Source organism: Parapedobacter lycopersici, from assembly GCF_024643285.1.
GTDB lineage: Bacteria > Bacteroidota > Bacteroidia > Sphingobacteriales > Sphingobacteriaceae > Parapedobacter > Parapedobacter lycopersici.
In genome coordinates this window covers 260369-282781 of the sequence record NZ_JAMSLW010000006.1, presented here as the reverse complement: position 1 = coordinate 282781, position 22413 = coordinate 260369, and the positions used below count along the sequence as shown (strand labels likewise).

Genomic DNA, 22413 nt, shown 5'->3' with positions numbered 1-22413 from the left:
ACCAGAGATTAATCAACTTTCTCTTATTTTACGTATGTTTGTGAAGTAATAATATTATGCTGAAACAAACACTACAACAGAAACTTCTACAAAAATTATCACCTCAGCAGATCCAGTTTATCAAACTGCTGCAGGTGCCTACCATGTCATTGGATACCCGTATCAAGGAGGAGCTGGAGGAAAACCCGGCACTGGAAGATATCAGCCTGGCCAATATGAACGAGCCAAGTGAGGAATATCCGGACAAGGACCCTGATGAGGAGCGTTTCAGTGAGGATGACCAGCCGGCCGAGATGGATGAATTCAATGTAGACGACTACCTGCAGGCAGATGACATCCATGATTACGGTGGCAGCGCGACAGCCAACGGTGATGACGAAGACGACCGCAAGGAAATACCGATTGCCATCCAGCATTCTTTCTTTGAGAATTTACAGCAACAGCTGGATCTGCTCGCGCTATCGGACAGGAATTTTTTAATCGGGCAGCAGATCATCGGCAGCCTGGATGATGATGGTTACCTCCGCAGGCCCATCGCTTCCCTGATAGACGACCTGGCTTTTTCACAGAATATCATAGCCGAAGAGGCAGACGTGGCCGAGATCCTGAAGATTATCCAGGAATTTGATCCTCCGGGGATCGGTGCCCGCGACCTTCAGGAGTGCCTGCTCATCCAGCTGCGTAAAAAGGATCAGGAAAATCCGATCATCAAAAAAGCCATTAGCGTGGTGGAAAACCACCTGGATGAGTTTACCAAAAAGCATTACGATAAACTGGAGCGATCGCTCAATATTGATTCGGATGAACTGAAGGATATTATCAATGAAATCCTGAAACTGAATCCGAAACCGGGCGACTCGGGGGCTGTGGCCGGAAAGCAGCTGCACATTATTCCCGATTTCCACATCGCCAACAACGACGGGGTGCTTCACCTGACCCTGAATGCCCGGAATGCTCCCGAACTGCGGGTCAGCCGGTCGTACCAGGAAATGTTCGACCACTACGACAAAGCCGCACAGAAAGACAAAAAAATGAAAGAGGCCGTCCAGTTTGTGAAGCAGAAACTCGATTCGGCAAAATGGTTCATCGACGCCATCAAACAGCGGCAGCAAACGTTGCTCAAAACAATGAACGCCATCATGAACTACCAGTACGACTATTTCCTGACGGGTGATGAGCGCCAGCTAAGGCCTATGATTCTGAAGGATATTGCCGACCGGATAGACATGGATATCTCCACGGTATCACGGGTGGCCAATTCAAAATATGTGCAAACGGAATTCGGCACGTTTCTGCTTAAATCCTTCTTCTCTGAAGCCATACAGACAGACAGCGGTGAAGAAGTATCGAACAAAGAGGTGAAGAAGATATTGGAAGAATGCATTTCCACGGAAAATAAACGCAAGCCGTTGGCGGATGAAAAACTCACGGAAATCCTGAAAGAAAAAGGATATACGATTGCCCGCCGGACGGTGGCAAAATACCGGGAGGCCATGGGCATACCTGTAGCCCGATTACGGAAACAGCTTTAGGATCAATTATTAAATAAATCATCAAACTATGAAACAGTTTCTCTTTCCTTCAGTAATCGCTGCAGCACTATGCGGCTGCATGGGCAACCAGAATCAAAACGCTTCCGATACGGCTTCCGCCAAAACGGAACCTGCGCTTACCCTTTCCTGGAAAACCGATACCATATTCACCGGGTCGGAGTCTGCATTGTATGACGCCAGCGCGGATGTCATCTATATATCCAGTGGAAATACGGCATCGGGCGAAAAAGACAATGACGGGTTCATCTCCGTTGTCAATACGGATGGCACCATCCGCGACCTTAAATGGGTGGAAGGCAATCTGCATGCCCCCAAGGGGATGGCACTGCTTAATGGAAAACTGTACGTGACCGATATCGATGCCGTTAAAGTGATTGATGTGACAACGGCAGCCATTGAAAAGACCATACCCGTGGAGAATGCCGTTTTCCTGAACGACATGGCCACCGATGGCAAGCAACTTTATTTTTCGGACAGCCGCGGCGGTATCATCTATTCCCTGAATGTTGGTGGTGAGTATGCGGCCATTAATTCGGAAAGCAAAGGGGTAAATGGCCTGGAATGCCATAACGGCCAGCTTTATTCGCTGGACGGCGAAGGGCTGAAGAAATTCAGCACCGACGGCAACTATACCCCGGAAATTATCAATGCGGAAGTTACCGGCGGCGACGGCCTGGTCATTCTCAATGACACGACTTTTGTAGCAAGCCGCTGGCACGGTGAAATATTCTTCATCCGGGGCAGCGAAACGACTGTACTCCTGGATACACAGGCAGAAAAATCCAATACGGCCGACATTGGGTTTGTCAGTGGAAAAAACCTGGTTATTGTACCTACGTTCCTGAAAAATGAGGTAGCGGCCTACCAATTGAGTTTCTAATAACGGAACGCTAACCGCATCAGCAACCTAACAGGTTTTCAAAAACCTGTTAGGTTTTTTTGTGTTCTAATAAGTAGTACCTTTGGGCTTTCAAAAAACAGGATATGCGTAAAGTTAATATTGGCACCGTACAAATGAGCTGTGTAGCCGACAAAGCGGCTAACCTGGCCAAGGCAGTTGAGCAAATCCGCGTCGCCGCATCAAAGGGCGCGCAGCTAATCTGCCTGCAGGAGATCTTTTCCACCTTGTATTTTTGCGACGTGGAGGATTATGACAATTTTAAACTTGCCGAATCTATACCCGGACCATCTACGGATGTGCTGGCCGCCCTGGCCGGCGAACTGGGTGTTGTTATCGTTGCCTCCCTCTTTGAAAAGCGCACACAGGGCATTTATCACAATACCACTGCGGTTATTGACGCCGACGGGAGCTACCTGGGTAAATACCGGAAAATGCATATTCCCGACGACCCCGGGTACTACGAAAAATTTTACTTTACGCCCGGCGATCTGGGTTACCGGGTGTTCAAAACCAAATTTGCTACCATTGGCGTGCTTATCTGCTGGGACCAATGGTATCCTGAAGCCGCCCGTATCACGGCGTTGATGGGTGCAGAAGTCCTCTTTTATCCCACAGCCATCGGATGGGCGAACTCCCAGGATGACCCGACCAATACGGAACAGTACAACGCCTGGCAGACCATTCAGCGGTCGCACGCCGTGGCCAACGGAATTCCAGTGGTTGCCGTAAACCGTGTGGGCGAAGAAGCAGAAATGGCTTTCTGGGGTGGATCGTTTATTTCCAATCCCTTCGGAAGCCTGCTATACAAGGCTTCCCACGATGCGGAAGAAACCGTGGTAACGGAGGTTGACCTCGGCCAATCGGACTATTACCGCACCCACTGGCCATTTCTGCGCGATCGGCGGGTAGACAGTTATGCGCCGGTAACCAAGCGGTTCATTGACGAATAATTCGCTGTGTTCCCATATCTTTCCAAAAACCTTTTATTTCTTTGAATAAATGACAAACCCGACACCAAAAGCGTTAGGCTATCATTTTCCGGCCGAATGGTACCCCCACCGGGCAACCTGGCTAAGCTGGCCGCATAAGGAGGCCAGTTGGCCCGGTAAGCTACAGGATGTTTATGCGCCCTACTGCCAATTCATCAAAGCGGTATCGGCCGGTGAGCAGGTGTGTATTAATGTACGCGATGAGGCGATGGAACGCCTGGCGTCCGAGCAGCTCGACCAGGTGGGCGCCGACTTAACCAGCATCCGCTTTTACCACCACCCTACCGATGATGCGTGGTGCCGTGACCACGGTCCGGCTTTTCTGGTAAATAACGGCACCAGCGGCGCTCCGCGGGTGATTGTGGACTGGGGGTACAATGCATGGGGCGGTAAATACCCTCCCTTCGCACAGGACGACCGGATACCTACATTAGTCGGCGAGGCATTGGACATTCCGGTTTACCATCCCGGGATCGTGATGGAAGGAGGTTCGGTTGATTTCAACGGAGCAGGTACGGTGCTTACCACAACTGCATGCCTGCTGAACGAAAACCGGAATCCGCAGCTAAACCAGCAGCAGATTGAAAATTACCTTTCCCAGTATTATGGCGTGGATCAGGTACTTTGGCTCGGCGACGGTATCGTGGGCGATGATACGGATGGCCACATTGATGACATCACGCGGTTTGTCAACGAAGATACGGTGGTGACCGTTGTGGAGACGGATAAGGCCGATGAAAACTATACCGTGTTGCAGGATAACCTGGAAGCGTTAAAGAAAATGCGCCTGACCAATGGCAAATCCCTGAACATTGTTGAGCTGCCCATGCCCTCCCCCGTTATTTACGAAGGGCAGCGCCTGCCGGCATCGTATGCTAATTTTTACATCGCCAATGCTGCGGTGGTGGTGCCGACTTACCGTGACAGGCGGGATCAGCAGGCGCTGGATATCCTGGCTGCCTGTTTTCCCGACCGCGCTGTTGTGGGCATCGACAGTACGGATATCATCTGGGGACTAGGAAGCTGGCATTGCCTGAGCCAACAGGAGCCTGCTGCAATATAACCAAACATAAAATTAACGATTTATTAATATAAAAAACATCATGTGATAACGTTAAGTGTAGAAATTCGTAACCGTAATTTAATAAAAAATAAATGATGAATCATCGATCGCTGACGCTGCTCGCCCTCTGTATTTTCCTTTCCCTGCCTGCCTTATTACATGCCCAGCGCCAACGTGATGAGCGTGCTACCGTAGAGGATTTTGATGGCATCGAATTCACCGGGGACGACTCCACCTTCTATATCAATTTCAGGTTCCGCATGCAAAGCCGCCTGAAATACACCTCCATCAGCGGAAACGACCTGGGAGCGGAAAGTTTCGAGGCACGGATCAGGCGGCTGCGGCTCCGGATGGACGGTTACATCTACAACCCGAAACTGACATACACCATCCAGCTGGGCTTTACCCGCGGCGACCAGGATTACGACGATACCGATGTGCCCAATATCGTCCGCGACGCGGTTGTGTTTTACCATTTTACGGACAATTTTTACGTTGCATTCGGTCAGAATAAGCTCCCGGGAAACCGTCAGCGGGTAAATTCATCCGGCGAACTGCAGTTTGCCGAACGTTCATTGGTCAATGCTAATTTCAATGTCGACCGTGATTTCGGGATCAAAGCTTACTACTCACCGGTACTTGGTGAAGTACCGTTTCATTTCAAGGGTGCAATCAGCACCGGAGAGGGACGCGTGGCTAACGTGACAGACGATGGGCTGGCCTATACCGGCCGGGCCGAAGTTCTTCCCCTTGGTGCATTTACGAACGGGGGCGACTATGTGGAGGGGGATCTTGAATACGAGGAAACACCGAAGTTATCAATTGGTGGGGGGTACAGTTTCAACGACCGCACTACCCGGGCAGGCGGACAGACGGGCAGGTACTTAACGACACCGATGACGCTGAAGACCTCCTTTTACGATGCAATATTTAAATACAGGGGCTGGGCATATCAGGTAGAGTACATGAAACGGGATGCGGCCGATCCGATTGGGTCCGATGAAGAAGGGGAAGAAGTCCACACATTCAAGGGACAGGGCGTTAATCAGCAGCTTTCTTATGTATTGAACCGTAATTCAGGCTATGAACTTGCCGGCCGCTACACCTGGATCAAACCCCATCGGGACATCAGCGCGTTTGAGTCGCAGACCGAAGTGGTTGAATTGGGCCTTACCAAATATTTCCGCGCCCACCGCCTGAAACTGCAGCTGAATGGCCATTACCAAGTGAAAGACGGCGTTTACCAGACGGCATATGACGGCAACAACTGGGGAGCCACATTCCAGATTGAATTAGGCATCTAAAGGAAAATACTCCGGTAAGTCTTATTTCCGGATTGCCGAAACGATTAATTCGGCGGTACGGTCGGACGCTCCGGGGCTACCCATTTTTTCCATGAGGGTATCGTAATTTTCAAGAATATTGGCGCGGTACTCCTTATTGTTGATCAACAAATCGAGTTCATCGGCAATACGATCGATGTTGCAGTCTTTCTGGATGAGTTCCCGTACGGCAAGCATACCGGTGATCAGGTTAACCAATGAAATGAATCGGACCTTAATAACCATTCGGGCAATGGCCACGGATATAGGGTTGGCTTTGTAGACGACAACCTGCGGTACGCGCAGGATGGCAGTCTCCAGTGTAGCTGTTCCGCTGGTTACTACTGCGGCCTGGGCATGTTTCAGCAAATCATACGTGGCATCAAAGATCACCGGCAGGTCCAATCCGACCATATACTGCTGATAGAATTCCCTATTGAAATTCGGTGCACCGGCCACGACACATTGATGGCCTGGGAACAAACGCGTTAAGTTAGCCATAATGGGCAATATGCGACTGATTTCCATTTCACGGCTACCGGGCAAAAGCGCCAAAATCGGTCGATCGGTCAGCTGGTTCTTCTCCAGGAAATCCGGCTGATAGTGATAGTTTTCAATGGCATCCAGCAGGGGATTGCCCACATAGTCGACCTCCATACCCCACGATCGGTAGAAATCAACTTCAAACGGTAGGATACAGAATAACTGGTCGACCACCCGTTTGATTTTCAGCACCCGTTTCTGGTTCCAGGCCCAAACTTTGGGTGAAATGTAATAACACACGGTAATGCCGTTTTTCTTGGCAAACTCAGCTATGCGGAGATTGAACCCCGGAAAATCAATCAAAATGAGTGCATCGGGCCGATGGGCAAGCAAATCGGATTTAACCTGCCGAAGGTTTCTGGTAATCTTCCGTAGGTTATTAAGCACTTCCACGAAGCCCATGAATGCCATTTGCGATGTATGTATCACGGCAGACTGCCCTGATGTTTCCTCCATCCGGTCGCCCCCTACGATACGGAACTCGGCGGCTTCGTCCTGCTTTTTAAGTGAGCGGATCAGGTTGGCGCCGTGCAGGTCGCCCGATGTTTCTCCGGCTATAAGGTAATATTTCATTGGCTGTTTCGATAATGGGTATTCAGCGTTCATCCGATTTCACGGGCTGCCCGCCGATCCTAGCTGATTATTAGCTTTCCCGTGACTGTCTTCAATTTTTGCTTCCTGTGGCCAAATCTCCCTGGATGGCATACCAGATGCCGCCAACGATATGCTGTTGGAATACGGGGTCTTCAAAGGACGCTTCGGTGTGACCCAGGGCGGTATAGAATACGCGCCCGCCTTCATACTCATGATACCAGGCAATTGGGTGATTTGCACCCATGCCACCACCTTGGTACGAGTTTTCGTCGAGCTTCAGCAAGAGTTTCACATCGCTGTTCATCTCCCGGAAATCATACCACTCATCTTCGCGGTGCCATACCGTCGGGAGGTGCCTGGTAGCCGGATGCTTGTCGTCGATCACCAGGATATCGGCATACTGTACTGCTGGATGGCGGTCGAAATACCCGCCGATCAGTTTACCATACCAGGGCCATTCGTAGGCTGTCGTGCTTGCCGCATGAATACCCACCAAACCCTTCCCTTTACGGATATACCGTTGAAAAGCCGCCTGCTGATCTGCATTGAACAGATTGCCCGAAGTGCTCAGGAAAATAAGGGCCTGATAAGGCTGAAGGCCCTCGTCCGTAAAAAGCGAAACATCTTCCGAGTGATCCACATCGAACCCATGCTGCTGTCCCAGCTGTCTGATTACTGCAGCCGCGGCTTCGATGTTGGCGTGGCGATAGCCCAGCGTTTTGGAAAATACGAGTACCTTCGGCCGCTCCTGCGCATAACCAATCAGTGCAATCATCAGGTATATGCAAAGCAACGTAATCGATCTAGACAGGTGCTTGTTCATGCTTGGCGACTTTTATTCTGCAATAAGGATCCGGTAGAAATCGAGGCTTTCGCGAATGAGTTCGTGAGGTACAAATACGTCGATGTCACATTGCCCGATCCGGTTAAGTAGGGCAAAACCGATGCGGTCGCCGATATTTTTCTTATCGTTTTTCATCAGCGTAACCAGTTCATCGTAAATGGCATTGTGGTATGCATAGTCAGGAAAATGGGTCCGGAACGTATGCACGATATCATCCAGTGCTTCCTTTGTTAATCCGTTTATCCGGTGGGCGAGATACGCCTCGCAGATCATTCCCACGGCGATGGCTTCGCCATGCAGCAGGGGCCTGGCATCATGGGCAAGGGAATACCCTTCAATGGCGTGGCCGATGGTATGTCCGAAATTCAATATCTTACGGAGTCCCTTTTCAGTAGGGTCCTGTGTCACCACTTCATTTTTTATGGAAACAGAGTGGTGAATATCCGCAGCCGATAAATGAGATGCGTCGCTTGCCTTGATCCGTTCGTAAAAATCCCGGTCGAAAATCAATCCGTGCTTAATCACTTCGGCAAAGCCCGAAACCAGTTGCCGGTGTTCCAGCGTATCGAGGAATTTTGTAGAAATAAAAACGGCCTTGGGTTGGGCAAACGTGCCGACAATATTTTTGACGTGGTCCAGATCAATTCCCGTCTTCCCGCCAACCGAAGCATCGACCTGGGACAATAACGTAGTGGGAACCTGGATAAAATCGATACCCCGCTTAAAGGTAGAAGCGGCAAACCCACCCATATCCGTGACCACGCCTCCGCCCAGGTTAATAAGGAGGCTCTGACGGTCGGCACCAAAGTCGAGCATCATTTTCCAGATACCTACGCAAAAATCGATATTCTTGTTCTCTTCACCTTCATCTACCTCGATTATGTCATAACCATCGAACCCAGGCATTGCTTCCAGCATAACCGGCAGGCAGTGTATGTTAGTATTCCGATCGGTAAGTATCAAAATTTTTGTATAGCTGGCCGTTTGGATAAATGAAGCCAATTTTGCCAACGTATCGTCAAAAACGACGTGATAGCCTGTACTTGAAATATAGGGTAACTGTTCCGGTGCCGCAGCTCCGCGTACTTGTTCTTCCATAGCTGTGTTCTTATCTTGCAGTCATTAATTTCAGCTCGAAGTCTTTTACCCGATCGTAATAGGGAATGGTTGACCTTCTTGCGAACTGGATAAAATTCATGATGACACTGTCGCGCTGGGTTTGTGGGATGGTAGAAACGACATCCTGGCCTTTGCTGTCATAAACCGCCAGTCCGCCCGTACCCTGTATTGAATCAGGGAATTGCTGGATATGCATTAACACCGCAGCATATTTCTGTATGCCCTTGGAATAAGCCGCCAACGCGGAAGATGCGGCCACAGTATCTGTTTCAAACCGCTCCACCACCGCACCTTTCTTATTATTCCCGTCATAAGCTTCAACAGCCACCGAAAGGACATATGAGTCCGATTTCGGTTTATCCTGCCCGCATGCCGCCAGCAATATCCCGGCAAAAAGTAAACTGAAATACCTATTCATGGTCAATTACGTTAAACGCACTTGTTTTCCCTCAAATTCAACGACGTCCCCTGGCCGTACCTTAAGCCGCTTGCGATAGTCGACCTGCCCGTTACAGGTAACCAGGCCTGCTGTTACCGCAGCCTGCGCCTGCCCGCCGTTCTCAACCCAGCTAAGCACCTTAAGCAGCTGAATTAACTGGATGTATTCACCGCTGATCTTATATTCTGCCATTACGCAAATGTACTGCATAATTACCGCCGAAACAAGCTGTAATCCCCCTTAGTTGCCTCTCGAACGTGTTGTCAAATACTGCAGCGCCGTACATAAAGCAGCTGTAGGCAGGCCAACCACATTGGTATACGGGCCCCTAATCCACTCAATCGCCGCCAGGCCGATCCATTCCTGTATGCCATAGGAGCCCGCCTTGTCATAGGGCTGGTAATGACGGAGGTAGTAAGCGATCTCACTGGCAGTTAGCTCCCTGAATCGGACTTCGGTTATTTCCTGGAACAGGTAGATGGCATCATTGGGTTGACGGATGGCAACAGCCGTGATTACTTCATGCGATGTACCGGATAGCCGTTCCAATAGTTCGGTTGCCTGTGCTTCATCTGTTGGTTTGCCGATGATAAAACCATCGAGTACCACGATGGTATCTGCCGCCACCAACAGCTGGTCAGCTTCGATCGTCCCGGTAAAAGCACGGGCCTTTTTTTCAGCGATGAATCGGGCAGCGGCTACCGCATGGAGGTTGGCCGGAAAGGATTCGTCTACTTCATAGGTAGCCACTTCAAACGAAATACCCAGCTGCTTCAGCAATTCCATCCTTCTTGGCGACTTTGAAGCCAGGATAATTTTATGGTTTAAATAAGGGATTTGGGATTGTTCAGTTGATATCATCATAGCTAGCGGCTGGTCACTGTGGAATCTTCATTCCAGGTTCCGTGTAATTTCATTACTTTCTCAATAACATCACGCGCAGCGCCGGCCCCACCCTTTTTCGGCGATATGTACACCGATATGGCTTTGATTTCCTCGGCTGCATCCGCAGGGCATGCCGGAAAACCGGTCACTTTCATATTTTCCAGGTCAGGAATGTCATCTCCCATGTACAGAATGTCAGCCAATGTGAGCTGATTTCCGGACAACCAGTCGCGCAATACCGCACTTTTGTCATGTACATCCAGGTAAACGTCCGTTATACCCAGCCCTTCCATCCTTTTCTGTACCCCCAGTGACCTACCGCCGGTAATTACCGCTATTGGATAACCCCTTTTGACTGCCAGCTGAATCGCATAGCCATCTCTGGTATGGAATGTCCGCAGTTGTTCTCCCTGCTCGGTAACCAGGACGCTTCCGTCTGAAAGTACGCCATCTACATCAAAAACAAAGGCTTTTACCCGCTTCAATTGATCAAATAAGGTCATTGTATAGTTGTTCCCAGATTTAATTTTGTGCCCTCAAACTTAAAAATAAAACCCTGATTTAGCATTTTTGTTGCATTAATTTTTTGGTGATTCAGCTGTTTAGTGACTGAAAGACACCAAGCTAAATATTCAATAGTGTAAAAATAACACTATGTAAAGGTATTATTGATTTTTGGCACGGCGTTTGTTAATACATAACCAAATGCTTGTAGGTATGAATACAGGCAGATTCAATAAACGTTCTTTTGACATTCATTTAACAAAAGTGTTATTGAAAAAATAAAAAATAGTGTTATTTTTGCACTATGAAATTAACCCGGATGACGGGAATTTAAAATTTGTCTTTTCATAATTTAGGTTTATAATTGGTTAGTAACAAACCCCGGTGCCCATCATCGGGGTTTTGTTTTTTTATTCCTTTCCGGTTGCGTTTGGCAATAAGCCCCTGTTACTCATTTTTCCTACCTCCCCTTTCCGCATTACCAGGCTTGGCAATGGAACCGCGCATTTCCGTATCTGCCTGTATATTCTGCATTTTATAGTAGTCCATGATACCCAGGTTGCCGTTCCGGAAAGCTTCGGCCATCGCCATCGGCACCTGTGCTTCAGCTTCGATCACTTTTGCACGGGCTTCCTGTGCTTTCGCGCGCATTTCCTGCTCGGAGGCAACGGCCATCGCCCGTCTTTCTTCTGCACGGGCATTGGCTACCTTAAGGTCTGCCTCAGCTTGGTCTCCCTGTAGTTTTGCGCCCACGTTTTCGCCGATATCGATATCAGCAATATCAATCGAAAGGATTTCGAAAGCCGTGCCGCTGTCCAGCCCCTTGGAAAGTACTGTCTTGGAAATCTTATCGGGGTTTTCCAGCACCTCTTTATGATCTTTGGCAGAGCCGATGGTGGTCACGATCCCCTCTCCCACACGGGCAAGGATGGTTTCTTCACCGGCGCCACCTACCAACTGATTGATGTTGGCCCGCACCGTCACCCGGGCCTTGGCGATCAACTGGATACCGTCTTTGGCAACGGCTGCCACCGGCGGCGTATTGATCACACGGGGATTTACCGAAAGTTGAACAGCATCAAACACGTCCCGCCCTGCAAGGTCAATTGCCGTAGCAAGCTTAAAATCAAGCGGAATATTGGCCTTGTCAGCGGAGATTAATGCCTTGATGACATTGTTGACATTGCCTCCTGCCAAGAAATGGGTCTCAATCTCATTGGATGTGATATTCAGGCCTGCCTTGGTGGATGTGATCATGGCGTTGGTTACCAGCGCCGGGGACACCTTTCGGAGCCGCATAAGCAGCAAATTGAGCAGGTTTACCCGCACGCCGGACAGCTGCGCGGTAAACCACAGGTTCACGGGTAGCAAATAGAGCAAAACAAAAAATGCCACAATGGCACCCACGATCATTAAAATAGGAGTGAAATTAGGATCCATAAGGTTATCAATTTACCGGTTCGTTTACGATGTGCTAAAATTCGTCTGTGATGTGCTAAAGATACAATTATTTTCCTTCCCGCACATCACTTTTCGCCAATTGCACGTAACCAGGCTATTGGACTCCGCTATGGATCCTAATATACTCAACGATGGCATCAGCCGGCTTCTCTCTTACATTTTACGGAGCCGACCCGATCCGGATGTCCGGACATTCGTTTGGGCATTACCGCTGTAATGTACATTACCCGACCCACTGATTGATGCATTCAACTGATTCTCAGCATAAATGAAAATGTTTCCGGAACCGGAAAGCTGGAGGCTGGCAGACCCGCTTTTCAATTTTTCGCCGGAAAAACGTCCGGAACCGCTGAGTGTAACGTTGGTCCTTTCTGCCTTTCCGTTGACTGTAATTCGTCCTGAACCGCTGATAGACGCATTGCACTCGGCCACATCGGCATCGAAAGTCAATGATCCGGAACCGCTCAACGCCCCGTTCAACTCATCTCCCGAAATACGGCCCGAAACGATGATACTTCCTGAACCCGATTGGAAAAGTGCATCAAGCCGGCGTGCGGCGACATACGCCGTTACCGTACCCCACTGCCGCCCCTCCGTTCGCCTTTGATTTTTGTAGCGGATCTTTAAAATACCATTTTCCACTACGGTCTCAATTTCGTCGATGAGGTCGTCATCCCCGGTCAACCGGACGGATTCCGTGTTACCAAGGGTTACTTCTACTTTAATGCTTCCGCTGTTGGATACCCCATGGAATCCACTTACGGGTCGGGTTTCATCTGCCCGTACTCCCGCAACAGCCACGGATGCCGTACAGCACAGCACGCTGAATAGGCTTAGCCAGCTAACTACTGATTTTCTCATTGCTTAATGTTTAATGTTTGTCAAAAGACGTTCGGCTTTCCGGTATGTTGCATGGAATTTCAATGTTAATTTTCAAAACCGGACACAAAGCGCTAATTTTAGCCAATTCGCGAACATGTCCATATTTACCTATGCGCATTATTTCTGTAGCAGATAAAAAAACCGAACGTTTATTTTTAACCATGCCGCTACCGCTGTATCGCAGCGACCCGAACTACATCCGGCCGTTTGACAGCGATGTGCAGGGCGTATTCGAACCGTCAAAGAACCCGCTTTTCCATCAGGGCAAATGTTCCCGTTGGCTGTTACTCGATGATACTGAAAAACCAATCGGCCGTATCGCGGCGTTTTACGATGAAAAGACAGCCAGCAACAACACCCAACGTACGGGCGGGTGTGGCTTTTTTGAATGCATCAACGATCAGACAGCCGCGAATATGCTGTTTGACACAGCCAGGACCTGGCTAACCGAGCAGGGAATGGAAGCCATGGACGGTCCGATTAATTTCGGAAACCGGGAGCGTTGGTGGGGCTTGCTTGTGGACGGATATCACCCGCCTTGTTATTGCTGTAACTACAATCCGCCATATTATCAAGCGCTTTTCGAAAATTATGGTTTTCAGGTTTACTTCAAGCAATTCACCTATCGAAGAGAGATGGCGACCGATATATCGAGTAAAATCCTCGAAAAAGCCGCACATACCCTCGATGACCCAGGCTATACATACGATCACATCAGGCGTCATCAGCTGGACAAAGCTGCGTCTGATTTCCGCACGGTATATAATGAAGCCTGGGGCAGGCACGTGGGCGTGAATCCAATGAGTGAAAAAGGGGCGCAAAAGCTAATGAATAGCCTGAAACCCATTCTCGACACCAAGATCATCTGGTTTGCCTACTACAAAGACAAACCGGTCGCGTTCTGGGTAAACATACCCGACGTGAACCAGCTGATTGTAAAATTCATGGACGGAAAGCTTACACTGTGGGGCAAGGTGCTTTTCCTCTGGAACCGATGGCGGCGGCGCTGCAGAACCATGTTTGGAATCGTATTCGGCGTAACACCGGAACACCAGAAAAAAGGCGTTGAAGCGGCCATGGTACTGCATGCGGCACGCCTGATGAAGCGGGAATTGAATTACGAGGACCTTCAGATGAACTGGATCGGGGATTTTAATCCGAAAATGATGAATGTAGCCCGTTATGTTGGTGGCCGGATTTACAAAACCCATCACACTTACCGGTACCTGTTCGACCGGACGATCCCTTTTGAAAGGCATCCCATTCTATAATATATTGCATTTTCCGGTGCGATTACCGTTACGTAATAACGGGCTGCATTTTCCCGTTCCATATGCGACGATATTTTGCTTTGCTTTTGGAAATACTTGGAAATACCGCTACCTTTGGACTGGAATCAAAATTAATAGTTATAATATACACGGGACATGTCCCAGCCAAGGGATATCCGCTGTGCACATTAAAATTTAACACCCTTACTTAAATGAAAAAGTTATTTATCATCCCTGCACTGGCAGGTGCATTATTCATCGCCGCTTGCGGAGGTAATCAGACAAACGAACAAACTGCTACAGATTCTACTGAAACTGCCGCTCCCACCACACAGGCCCCTGCTGTTGATATTCCGGGGTTGGATACTGTGGCGTTGAGCAACGAAATTGTACTGGAGGGAAGCGACCTGATGCGGTTTGATAAAACATTATTTAAGGTAAAGGCAGGAGAGCCTGTAAAACTTACATTTAAAAACGTTGGTAAGCTTCCTAAGGAATCAATGGGACATAACGTCGTTGTGCTCCAGCCGGGCACGGACCTACCGGCTTTTGCCGGCGAGGCTATTAAAGCAGCTGATGCGGAATACATTCCCCTTACGTTTGCTTCTTCCATTGTAGCCCACACGAAATTGTTGGGTCCGGGTGAAACCGATGCCATTGAATTTACACTGGAAAGCAACGGCGTATTTCCGTTTATCTGCAGCTTCCCTGGCCACTATGGCATCATGCAGGGTAAAATTGTAGCCGAGTAATTCCGGCTTTCCCACGATACTACAAAGACAGTCAATTGGCTGTCTTTTTTTATGGCCAAACTTCTGTCGAATGGTAATTATGTTTACATTTGGCACATTAAAACAACTTTATAAATCTCATGCAATACGACGTCATCGTAATCGGAAGTGGACCGGGCGGCTATGTAGCAGCCATCAGGTGCGCCCAGTTGGGCTTAAAAACAGCCATCATTGAAAAATACAGCACATTTGGCGGAACCTGTCTGAATGTTGGATGTATTCCTTCCAAGGCATTACTGGATTCATCCGAACATTACCACAATGCGGCCACCCATTTTGGCACGCATGGCATCAACCTGAGTAACCTGAAGGTTGACATGAAACAGATGATGGCCCGGAAAGAAGACGTGATCGCCCAAAACACGTCCGGCATTGCCTTTCTTTTCAAAAAGAATAAGATTGACAGTTTTATTGGCATGGGATCATTTGTAGACAAAAACAATGTAAAAATTACGGGTGAAGATGGTAAGGTAACCCAAATCAGCGGAAAGAACGTGATCATTGCCACCGGGTCCAAGCCTACGGCCCTGCCTTTCCTCCCAGTTGATAAAAAAAGGATTATCACATCCACCGAGGCCCTGGCGCTAACCGAAGTGCCCGGCCACCTAATCATTATCGGGGGCGGCGTTATCGGATTGGAGCTGGGCTCTGTATATGCACGCCTTGGCGCCAAAGTATCTGTAGTGGAATATGAAAAATCCATTATTCCAACCATGGACGGTGGCTTAGGCAAGGAATTGCAACGGGTGCTCAAAAAATCACTGGGCATGGAATTCTACATGGGTCACAAGGTAACGGGAGCCACTACCAAAGGTAAAAAAGTGACAGTAACGGCTGAAGACCCCAAGGGGGGGGAACTGAAACTGGAAGGCGACTACTGCATTGTAGCCGTGGGACGCACGGCGTATACCGAGGGACTGGGATTGGAGCATATTGGCATTAGCCTGGAGGAAAGGGGAAAGAAGATACCGGTAAACGAAGGGTTGGAAACGCCTGTACAGGGGGTTTATGCCATTGGTGATGTGATCAAAGGGGCTATGCTTGCACATAAAGCGGAAGACGAGGGTGTTTTTGTAGCCGAACGAATTGCTGGCCAAAAACCGCATATTGATTACAATTTAATTCCGGGAGTTGTTTACACCTGGCCGGAAGTAGCCAGTGTAGGAAAAACCGAAGAACAGCTCAAACAGGAAGGCAAAAAATACAAGACCGGATCGTTTCCGTTCAAAGCCAGCGGCCGGGCAAAGGCCAGTATGGATACCGATGGCTTCGTCAAGGTACTGGCCGATGAACAGACGGATGAAGTACTCGGTGTACACATGATAGGCCCACGTGCCGCAGACATGATTGCCGAAGCCGTGGTAGCCATGGAATACCGGGCTTCCGCTGAAGATATTGCCCGTATCTGCCACGCACACCCTACTTACACAGAAGCACTTCGGGAGGCTGCCCTCGCGGCGACGGCCAACCGGGCAATCCATATGTAATTGTTGTTTCCGGGCAGTCTATTGGCTGCCCGAAACATTTACAAAAACAACCCATCACAAACTGTCCCAATCAACGGCTGTGCATCAAGGCGTAAGCGAAACATGGATGCGAAAACAATGAATTTCCACACCCGTAAATGGGTGAAGCCAGAAGACCTTAACCCCAATGGAAGCCTTTTCGGGGGAACACTACTCCGATGGATTGATGAGGAGGCAGTCATTTACGCGATTGTACAACTGGGCAATCCGCGTGTGGTTACCAAGTTCATCTCCGAAATCAATTTCGTCAGTTCTGCGCAACAGGGTGATATTATCGAACTGGGCATTAAAGCCACCTATTTCGGGCGTACGTCCATTACCCTTACCTGTCAGGTGCGCAACAAAATTACCCGGAAAAGTATCCTGACCATTGACCGGATGGTATTCGTCAATGTTGACGAGCAAGGCAATCCCGTGCCACATGGGAGAACAGAAATCACCTACGCTATCGAAGACGGTAGATCCTGAGGAAATGTGTACCTTTTACCCTTCGTGCCGCAGCTTCCGCTCGACAAAAAAGGGAGCAAATGGGATTAATGATGCCAGGAAGAAAAGCAGTGCCCGGCCGAATTTCCAGCGATAGGTAAACCAGCACATCACCAAGAGGTAACAATAACCGATAAACAGTAAGCCGTGTATCCATCCCACGTAGGTTACCGCCTGGGGCATATCCCCCCAATATTTCAAAGGCATGGCAATACAGAAAAGAATAATGGTGGAGATTCCTTCAATAATCGCAGTATTGCGGAATAGCTTCAGTGTAGATTTATTTGTACTCATGATTGACGTTCTGCCCCCAAAGTAACTGATTTTTCACCCATCTGCCTAATCAACAGGAGGTGTTTGACCAAAACATGACGGACAGCCTGAAACGTTCGGACAGCAAACCGGGTAAACGCATAAAAACAACGCTAAACAGCAAAATAATCTTGGAAAAATTTATGTAAGTTTGTCCACAGGTTAGCTGATTCCAGCACGATCGTGGAATCATCAACCATATACGTTACGTTAACTCAAACTCGAAGATCAAGAGCCCATGAATTACGACATTATTGTTATCGGGAGTGGACCGGGCGGTTATGTAGCCGCTATACGGGCTTCCCAACTCGGATTTAAAACAGCCATTATAGAGCGGGAATCACTGGGTGGCATTTGCCTCAATTGGGGTTGTATCCCCACCAAGGCGTTATTAAAAAGTGCCCAGGTGTTTGAATACCTTAACCATGCAGAAGAGTATGGCATCAAAGTAAAGGGCGGTGAGGCGGATTTCGGTGCGATTGTAAAGCGGAGCCGTGGCGTTGCCGACGGAATGAGCAAAGGCATCCAGTTTCTGATGAAAAAGAACAAGATTGATGTCATTATGGGTACCGCCAAAATTAAAAAAGGGGGCAAAATTGATGTAAAGGGTGCCGATGGCGCGACAAAGGAATATGTTGCTAAACACACCATCCTGGCAACTGGAGCACGTTCACGCGAACTCCCCAACTTGAAACAGGACGGCAAGAAAATTATTGGATACCGCCAGGCCATGAACCTTGATAAACAACCTGAATCACTGGTTGTTGTGGGGTCAGGTGCCATTGGCGTTGAATTCGCTTATTTCTACAATGCGATCGGAACCAAGGTAACCATTGTGGAGTATCTCGACCGTATTGTTCCCGTGGAAGATGAAGAAGTATCCAAACAACTGGAGCGTAGCCTCAAAAAAGCCGGCATCAACATCCTTACCGGTGCAGAAGTACAATCAGTTGACAGTACAGGCAAATTAAGCAAGGTGCAGATCAAAACGGCAAAAGGTACGGATACCATTGAAGCGGAGACCGTACTTTCGGCCGTGGGTATTACACCAAATATTGAAAACCTGGGATTGGAAGAAGTGGGCGTCAAAACCGAAAAGGGACGCGTGGTTGTTGACGATTTTTATAAAACCAATATCGATGGCGTATATGCCATCGGAGATATTGTGAAGGGTCAGGCGCTTGCCCACGTGGCTTCAGCCGAAGGCATTACCTGCGTAGAAAAAATAAAGGGACTTGACGTATCGCCCATTGATTACAACAACATCCCGGGCTGTACCTATTGCTCACCGGAAATTGCTTCTGTCGGTTATACAGAAAAAGCGGCGAAAGATGCCGGTTATGAAATTAAGGTAGGTAAATTTCCTTTTTCCGCATCCGGAAAGGCAAGTGCTGCTGGCGCCAAAGACGGCTTCGTAAAAGTAATATTCGATGCCAAATATGGTGAATTCCTCGGTGCACACATGATTGGCACCAATGTAACGGAGATGATTGCGGAAGTTGTGGTTGCCCGCAAACTGGAAACGACAGGTCACGAAATTATCAAATCCGTACATCCGCACCCAACCATGAGCGAAGCCATCATGGAAGCCGCTGCCGACGCTTACGGCGAAGTAATCCACTTATAAAAACACAGTAGAATTAGGTATTAGTGCACAACCGGCCGTTACATTTATAAACGCCTGCGCTAATACCTAATTTCATTACCTGAAAATCAGGATTCAGTTATCAAGCTAGCTAACTGTTCTGGTGAATCAACCGTGACTTAAACACGGTTTTGGACGGCTGTGGTTTATCTTTGGCTTCCATCAGTTCAAAAAGCAATTCAGCTGCCTTCTTACCCTGCTTTCCGGGGAACTGCTCAATCGACGCCATTGGTGGATTTTCCATGTATTTCCACAAGGGATAATTGGCATAACTGATGAAATGAATATCCTGATTGAGGGTAAGTCCCCGCTGACGGACAGCTTTCATCACATCCAATGTCACGTAATCATTGAAAGATACCACGGCTGACGGCCGGTCGGGAAGCGTAAGCAATTGGGCAATAGCCGCTTCGTTTCCCTGTTGGGTTAAATCAGTATGAACCACATACGCCTGTTCAAAGGAAATTCCCTGTCGTTCCAGCCCCTTACGATAGGCTGTTTCGCGTTCCCTGCTCTCCGGGCGTTTTACCGGTCCGTTAATCAGGGAAATGGCACGGTGCCCGCAGGACACAAACAGGTCAATAGCCTCAAACATACCCGCAGTCAAGTCGCTTACCACCTGATAGGTATGGTCAACATCCGGCACGCAGTCGAAAAACACCACAGGAATATTGGCACTTTCCAGCCATTCAACGAAACTGTAGTCGTGTGTATTTTTTCCGATCGACATCAGCAGCCCGTCTACCCGATGGGTCTTCAGTGTCTGCAAAATGCGTCGCTCACGGTCCTGATCATCCAGCGACTGGCCCATAATTACCGTATATTTACGTTCATTGGCCACGTTCTCAATCTCGCTGATCGCCTCAGCAAAAAAGGGTTCGGACAGGCGGGGTAATACCACCCCAATGGTGAAAGTCTTTCGCTGTTTGAAGAAAATAGCAGTCTGGTTGGGCTCGTAGTTTAACTCTTCGGCCACCTGTTTTACACGCATCGTCGTCACCAGACCGATACTCGGGTGTCCGTTTAGCGCCCGGGATACAGTAGATGGTGAGATCTTCAATCGTTTTGCGATTTCTTTGATGGTTGTCGGTTTGCCTTCCTTCATCACATGGAAATTTAGCATCGTGGTTATGACGCACGGACTTCGTAAAACCGCAATATACAAAAAATTAATGGACGCCGGCTATTTGTGTTGAATCGCTTTCCGGTCAAAACGGTACATTCCTTTGTTACCGTGCCGATCGAGCACCTGGTTGAGATTGGAACGGCTGGCCATTCCACCACCGATCTGCCTATTGTTCAGTTGCAGGTTACGCGCTGTCGCCGTGAAATTTCCTGTTTCGGCATAGTGGAGCGCCTCGGCAATCATTGCCTCTTTGGGATCACCAAAATCGCGGGTCAGGTCGTCATACGCCACCCTGTCTACCGGAAATCCGGAAAAATAATCGCCATATCCCTCCGAGTTGAATGTCTGGAAAGAAACCGCATACAGGTCGACGTTCATGATATCCCAGGCAAAGTTTCCCACAGGCTTCCCGTAGGTGCGGTTTTCCCCGATCAGTTTCACGTCGATATGCGGCTCCAGGGTATTGATCAGCAATTCGCTTGCCGATGCCGTGCCTTCGGTTACCAAAAAGTAGATGCGATCTAGCTGCAGCCCGTTAGGCTTATCAAAATACTGTGTCGGAAAGACGTCTTTTTGCCATCCACCTTTGACAAGTTCATCGTTCAGCTTATACGAATACATCAGGCCGTTTCCCACCGCTGGCGGGGCCAGCAAATTAGCGAGGTAATCGGCTGTGACCACCGCTCCTCCGCCATTGTAACGGAGGTCCACAATCAGCTCATCGATACCGGCAGCCTCAAATTGGGACATCAGCTGATCCAGCTGGGTCTTCACATAGGTTGATGCATTATTGAAATCAAGTGTAGAAACAAAGATATCGAAAGCAAAATACCCTACTTTTTTAGTCCCCGCAGTATAGATTCGATGGGCTAATATCGGTTGTATCCGATAACTTTGCCGGCGAAGACTTACCGTTACCGATTCGCCGTCCGGCTTTTGCAGCTTGAGGTCAATGACTGTCCCATCCAGTGCGCCATACAGAAAAGCATAGTTATCCTGCTCCATGGAAGCCAGCGACAGGTTGCCATTGCCGTTGATGGCTAAAACCTTCCATCCCCGTCTGATCCCTGCGGTATAAGCAGGCGACTGAAGGTCAACCTTTTTCACATACAGGTCTGTATCGTTCTGATACCGTACATCGAAGCCGAAGCTACCGGATAGCCCTTGCTGGACTTCTGCATCCACGGTACCGGTCCGGTCCAAAAAGCTGAACCGATCGTAAGGATCGCCTTTGTCATTCCGGGCGTAGCCTTTTAATGCTTCCAAAACAGCGTCGGCCGAGTTATAATTCCGCGTGGGAAATTGATCGGGCAGCTCATCTTGCCACAGGTAAAAAAAATAGGTATAGATATATACAGAGTCTTTCAACAGATCTTCATTGGTATCGCCCCGGCTGGGACGCTCCAGCTCGGGCATAATGGAATCCCGTTGGCACCCTGTCAGAAACTGGAGGGTCAGCAGCCCCAGCACCAGTAGTTTTACGGTAAATTGCTTCATGGCGTATCTATCTTTTGCGAACCGGACGGATGAACAAACCGTGCCGCGTCAATCAGATCAATTTCCCCTCCATTGGGAAGTGCTGTATTCCAGTTACCGGCACCGATGCAAACAGCATCCGACGCATGGAGGCCGTTATCCGTTAGCAGGAAATGCAATGGATGAAGTCGCTTGGCTTTCAATTCTTCCTGGAAATACACTTTCAGCGAACGGTCGAGCCCATTCCATTCCAGGTGTTTCAGTTTATTGAGCTGCATGGCTGGGTTGTCCGGCGTCAGAATAAACACTTGTTTACCATCTCCATTAAGCGCCTGCATAAGATCGAGCATCGGCTGGTATAACAGCAGTTTCAGCGGGAGTTTTGCCGCAATATGCAGCCGGTCAAAGTTTTCCCGGTATTTTGGATCAATACCGAACGCATCAGCCGCCCGGTTGAAAAGCCCAGATTCGCCATGGTGCTCATATGCCGTTTTCAGGAAGTCCGTCAGGTCCTTCGCCGGAGGTACAGTCTCCATGTATTCCAGCAAATGGGCAAACAGGTAGTATACCTGCAAGAGGTAGTCTTTTTTAGGAAACAACACGTCGTCAAGGCCAAATATAACGGCCTTTTTACCTTCATCAATATCCGGGTAAGTCAGCATATCCCATTGGAACTAAGAA

General features: G+C 48.8%; 23 protein-coding genes. 10 read left to right on the top strand and 13 right to left on the bottom strand.

What is annotated here, in order from left to right; all coding sequences use genetic code 11:
* Window positions 1-56 precede the first annotated feature (56 nt).
* The 5 genes from rpoN to NEV57_RS13965 all read left to right on the top strand — a co-directional run bounded on the left by rpoN (window position 57) and on the right by NEV57_RS13965 (window position 5810).
* Entirely contained in the window at window positions 57-1532 is a 1476-nt protein-coding gene (gene rpoN / locus NEV57_RS13985; protein WP_257658953.1) for an RNA polymerase factor sigma-54, read from the top strand.
* Window positions 1533-1560: 28 nt separating this feature from the next.
* A complete protein-coding gene (locus NEV57_RS13980) occupies window positions 1561-2433 on the top strand; it encodes a YncE family protein (protein ID WP_257658952.1) in 873 nt (290 codons plus the stop codon).
* A 104-nt stretch (window positions 2434-2537) separates the two neighbouring features.
* Window positions 2538-3404: a carbon-nitrogen hydrolase gene (locus NEV57_RS13975; RefSeq protein ID WP_257658951.1), complete on the top strand. Its 867-nt coding sequence runs from the start codon at window positions 2538-2540 to the stop codon at window positions 3402-3404.
* A gap of 49 nt (window positions 3405-3453) precedes the next feature.
* Window positions 3454-4506, top strand: a complete 1053-nt coding sequence (locus tag NEV57_RS13970; protein ID WP_257658950.1) for an agmatine deiminase family protein — start codon at window positions 3454-3456, stop codon at window positions 4504-4506.
* A 92-nt stretch (window positions 4507-4598) separates the two neighbouring features.
* The gene (locus tag NEV57_RS13965; protein WP_257658949.1) at window positions 4599-5810 is read left to right on the top strand and encodes a porin; all 1212 of its coding nucleotides are present in this window, start codon (window positions 4599-4601) and stop codon (window positions 5808-5810) included.
* A 21-nt stretch (window positions 5811-5831) separates the two neighbouring features.
* Here the strand turns inward: NEV57_RS13965 and lpxB are convergent, their stop codons facing one another.
* From lpxB to NEV57_RS13920, 9 genes are all read right to left on the bottom strand, one after another.
* On the bottom strand, window positions 5832-6944 hold the full coding sequence (gene lpxB, locus NEV57_RS13960; protein ID WP_257658948.1) for a lipid-A-disaccharide synthase: 1113 nt from the start codon (window positions 6942-6944) through the stop codon (window positions 5832-5834).
* Between the two features lie 91 nt (window positions 6945-7035).
* Window positions 7036-7788, bottom strand: coding sequence for a ThuA domain-containing protein (locus NEV57_RS13955; protein ID WP_257658947.1), 753 nt, complete (start codon window positions 7786-7788; stop codon window positions 7036-7038).
* 12 nt (window positions 7789-7800) lie between these two features.
* Entirely contained in the window at window positions 7801-8907 is a 1107-nt protein-coding gene (gene aroB, locus NEV57_RS13950) for a 3-dehydroquinate synthase (RefSeq protein WP_257658946.1), read from the bottom strand.
* A 10-nt stretch (window positions 8908-8917) separates the two neighbouring features.
* Window positions 8918-9346, bottom strand: coding sequence for a hypothetical protein (locus NEV57_RS13945; protein ID WP_257658945.1), 429 nt, complete (start codon window positions 9344-9346; stop codon window positions 8918-8920).
* Window positions 9347-9352: 6 nt separating this feature from the next.
* Window positions 9353-9559 (bottom strand): RNA-binding S4 domain-containing protein, encoded by a 207-nt coding sequence (locus NEV57_RS13940; RefSeq protein WP_257658944.1) that lies wholly within the window; start codon window positions 9557-9559, stop codon window positions 9353-9355.
* A gap of 48 nt (window positions 9560-9607) precedes the next feature.
* Window positions 9608-10231, bottom strand: coding sequence for a Maf family nucleotide pyrophosphatase (locus tag NEV57_RS13935; RefSeq protein WP_257658943.1), 624 nt, complete (start codon window positions 10229-10231; stop codon window positions 9608-9610).
* A 2-nt stretch (window positions 10232-10233) separates the two neighbouring features.
* Window positions 10234-10755 (bottom strand): KdsC family phosphatase, encoded by a 522-nt coding sequence (locus NEV57_RS13930; RefSeq protein WP_257658942.1) that lies wholly within the window; start codon window positions 10753-10755, stop codon window positions 10234-10236.
* A 448-nt stretch (window positions 10756-11203) separates the two neighbouring features.
* Entirely contained in the window at window positions 11204-12196 is a 993-nt protein-coding gene (floA, locus tag NEV57_RS13925; RefSeq protein WP_257658941.1) for a flotillin-like protein FloA, read from the bottom strand.
* Window positions 12197-12370: 174 nt separating this feature from the next.
* Entirely contained in the window at window positions 12371-13078 is a 708-nt protein-coding gene (locus NEV57_RS13920; RefSeq protein ID WP_257658940.1) for a head GIN domain-containing protein, read from the bottom strand.
* 182 nt (window positions 13079-13260) lie between these two features.
* Here NEV57_RS13920 and NEV57_RS13915 point away from each other — a divergent pair, with 182 nt between their 5' ends.
* The 4 genes from NEV57_RS13915 (at window position 13261) to NEV57_RS13900 (ending at window position 17155) form a co-directional block, all read left to right on the top strand.
* Window positions 13261-14370, top strand: a complete 1110-nt coding sequence (locus tag NEV57_RS13915; protein WP_257658939.1) for a hypothetical protein — start codon at window positions 13261-13263, stop codon at window positions 14368-14370.
* Window positions 14371-14582: 212 nt separating this feature from the next.
* A complete protein-coding gene (locus NEV57_RS13910) occupies window positions 14583-15122 on the top strand; it encodes a plastocyanin/azurin family copper-binding protein (RefSeq protein ID WP_257658938.1) in 540 nt (179 codons plus the stop codon).
* Window positions 15123-15232: 110 nt separating this feature from the next.
* The gene (gene lpdA / locus NEV57_RS13905; RefSeq protein ID WP_372340082.1) at window positions 15233-16648 is read left to right on the top strand and encodes a dihydrolipoyl dehydrogenase; all 1416 of its coding nucleotides are present in this window, start codon (window positions 15233-15235) and stop codon (window positions 16646-16648) included.
* Window positions 16649-16765: 117 nt separating this feature from the next.
* Window positions 16766-17155: an acyl-CoA thioesterase gene (locus NEV57_RS13900; RefSeq protein WP_257659014.1), complete on the top strand. Its 390-nt coding sequence runs from the start codon at window positions 16766-16768 to the stop codon at window positions 17153-17155.
* Window positions 17156-17170: 15 nt separating this feature from the next.
* Here NEV57_RS13900 and NEV57_RS13895 read toward each other — a convergent pair whose 3' ends face one another.
* A complete protein-coding gene (locus NEV57_RS13895; protein WP_257658936.1) occupies window positions 17171-17467 on the bottom strand; it encodes a DUF3817 domain-containing protein in 297 nt (98 codons plus the stop codon).
* Window positions 17468-17723: 256 nt separating this feature from the next.
* Here NEV57_RS13895 and lpdA (NEV57_RS13890) point away from each other — a divergent pair, with 256 nt between their 5' ends.
* The gene (gene lpdA, locus NEV57_RS13890; RefSeq protein ID WP_257658935.1) at window positions 17724-19112 is read left to right on the top strand and encodes a dihydrolipoyl dehydrogenase; all 1389 of its coding nucleotides are present in this window, start codon (window positions 17724-17726) and stop codon (window positions 19110-19112) included.
* Window positions 19113-19221: 109 nt separating this feature from the next.
* Here lpdA (NEV57_RS13890) and NEV57_RS13885 read toward each other — a convergent pair whose 3' ends face one another.
* The 3 genes from NEV57_RS13885 to NEV57_RS13875 form a co-directional block, all read right to left on the bottom strand.
* Window positions 19222-20235 carry a LacI family DNA-binding transcriptional regulator gene (locus tag NEV57_RS13885; protein WP_257658934.1) on the bottom strand — a complete coding sequence of 338 codons (1014 nt, stop codon included), beginning with the start codon at window positions 20233-20235 and terminating at the stop codon, window positions 19222-19224.
* Window positions 20236-20313: 78 nt separating this feature from the next.
* Window positions 20314-21753: a S41 family peptidase gene (locus NEV57_RS13880; protein ID WP_257658933.1), complete on the bottom strand. Its 1440-nt coding sequence runs from the start codon at window positions 21751-21753 to the stop codon at window positions 20314-20316.
* Window positions 21750-22394 carry an HAD family hydrolase gene (locus tag NEV57_RS13875; protein ID WP_257658932.1) on the bottom strand — a complete coding sequence of 215 codons (645 nt, stop codon included), beginning with the start codon at window positions 22392-22394 and terminating at the stop codon, window positions 21750-21752. The genes NEV57_RS13880 and NEV57_RS13875 overlap by 4 nt, the downstream gene beginning before the upstream one ends.
* Window positions 22395-22413 lie beyond the last annotated feature (19 nt).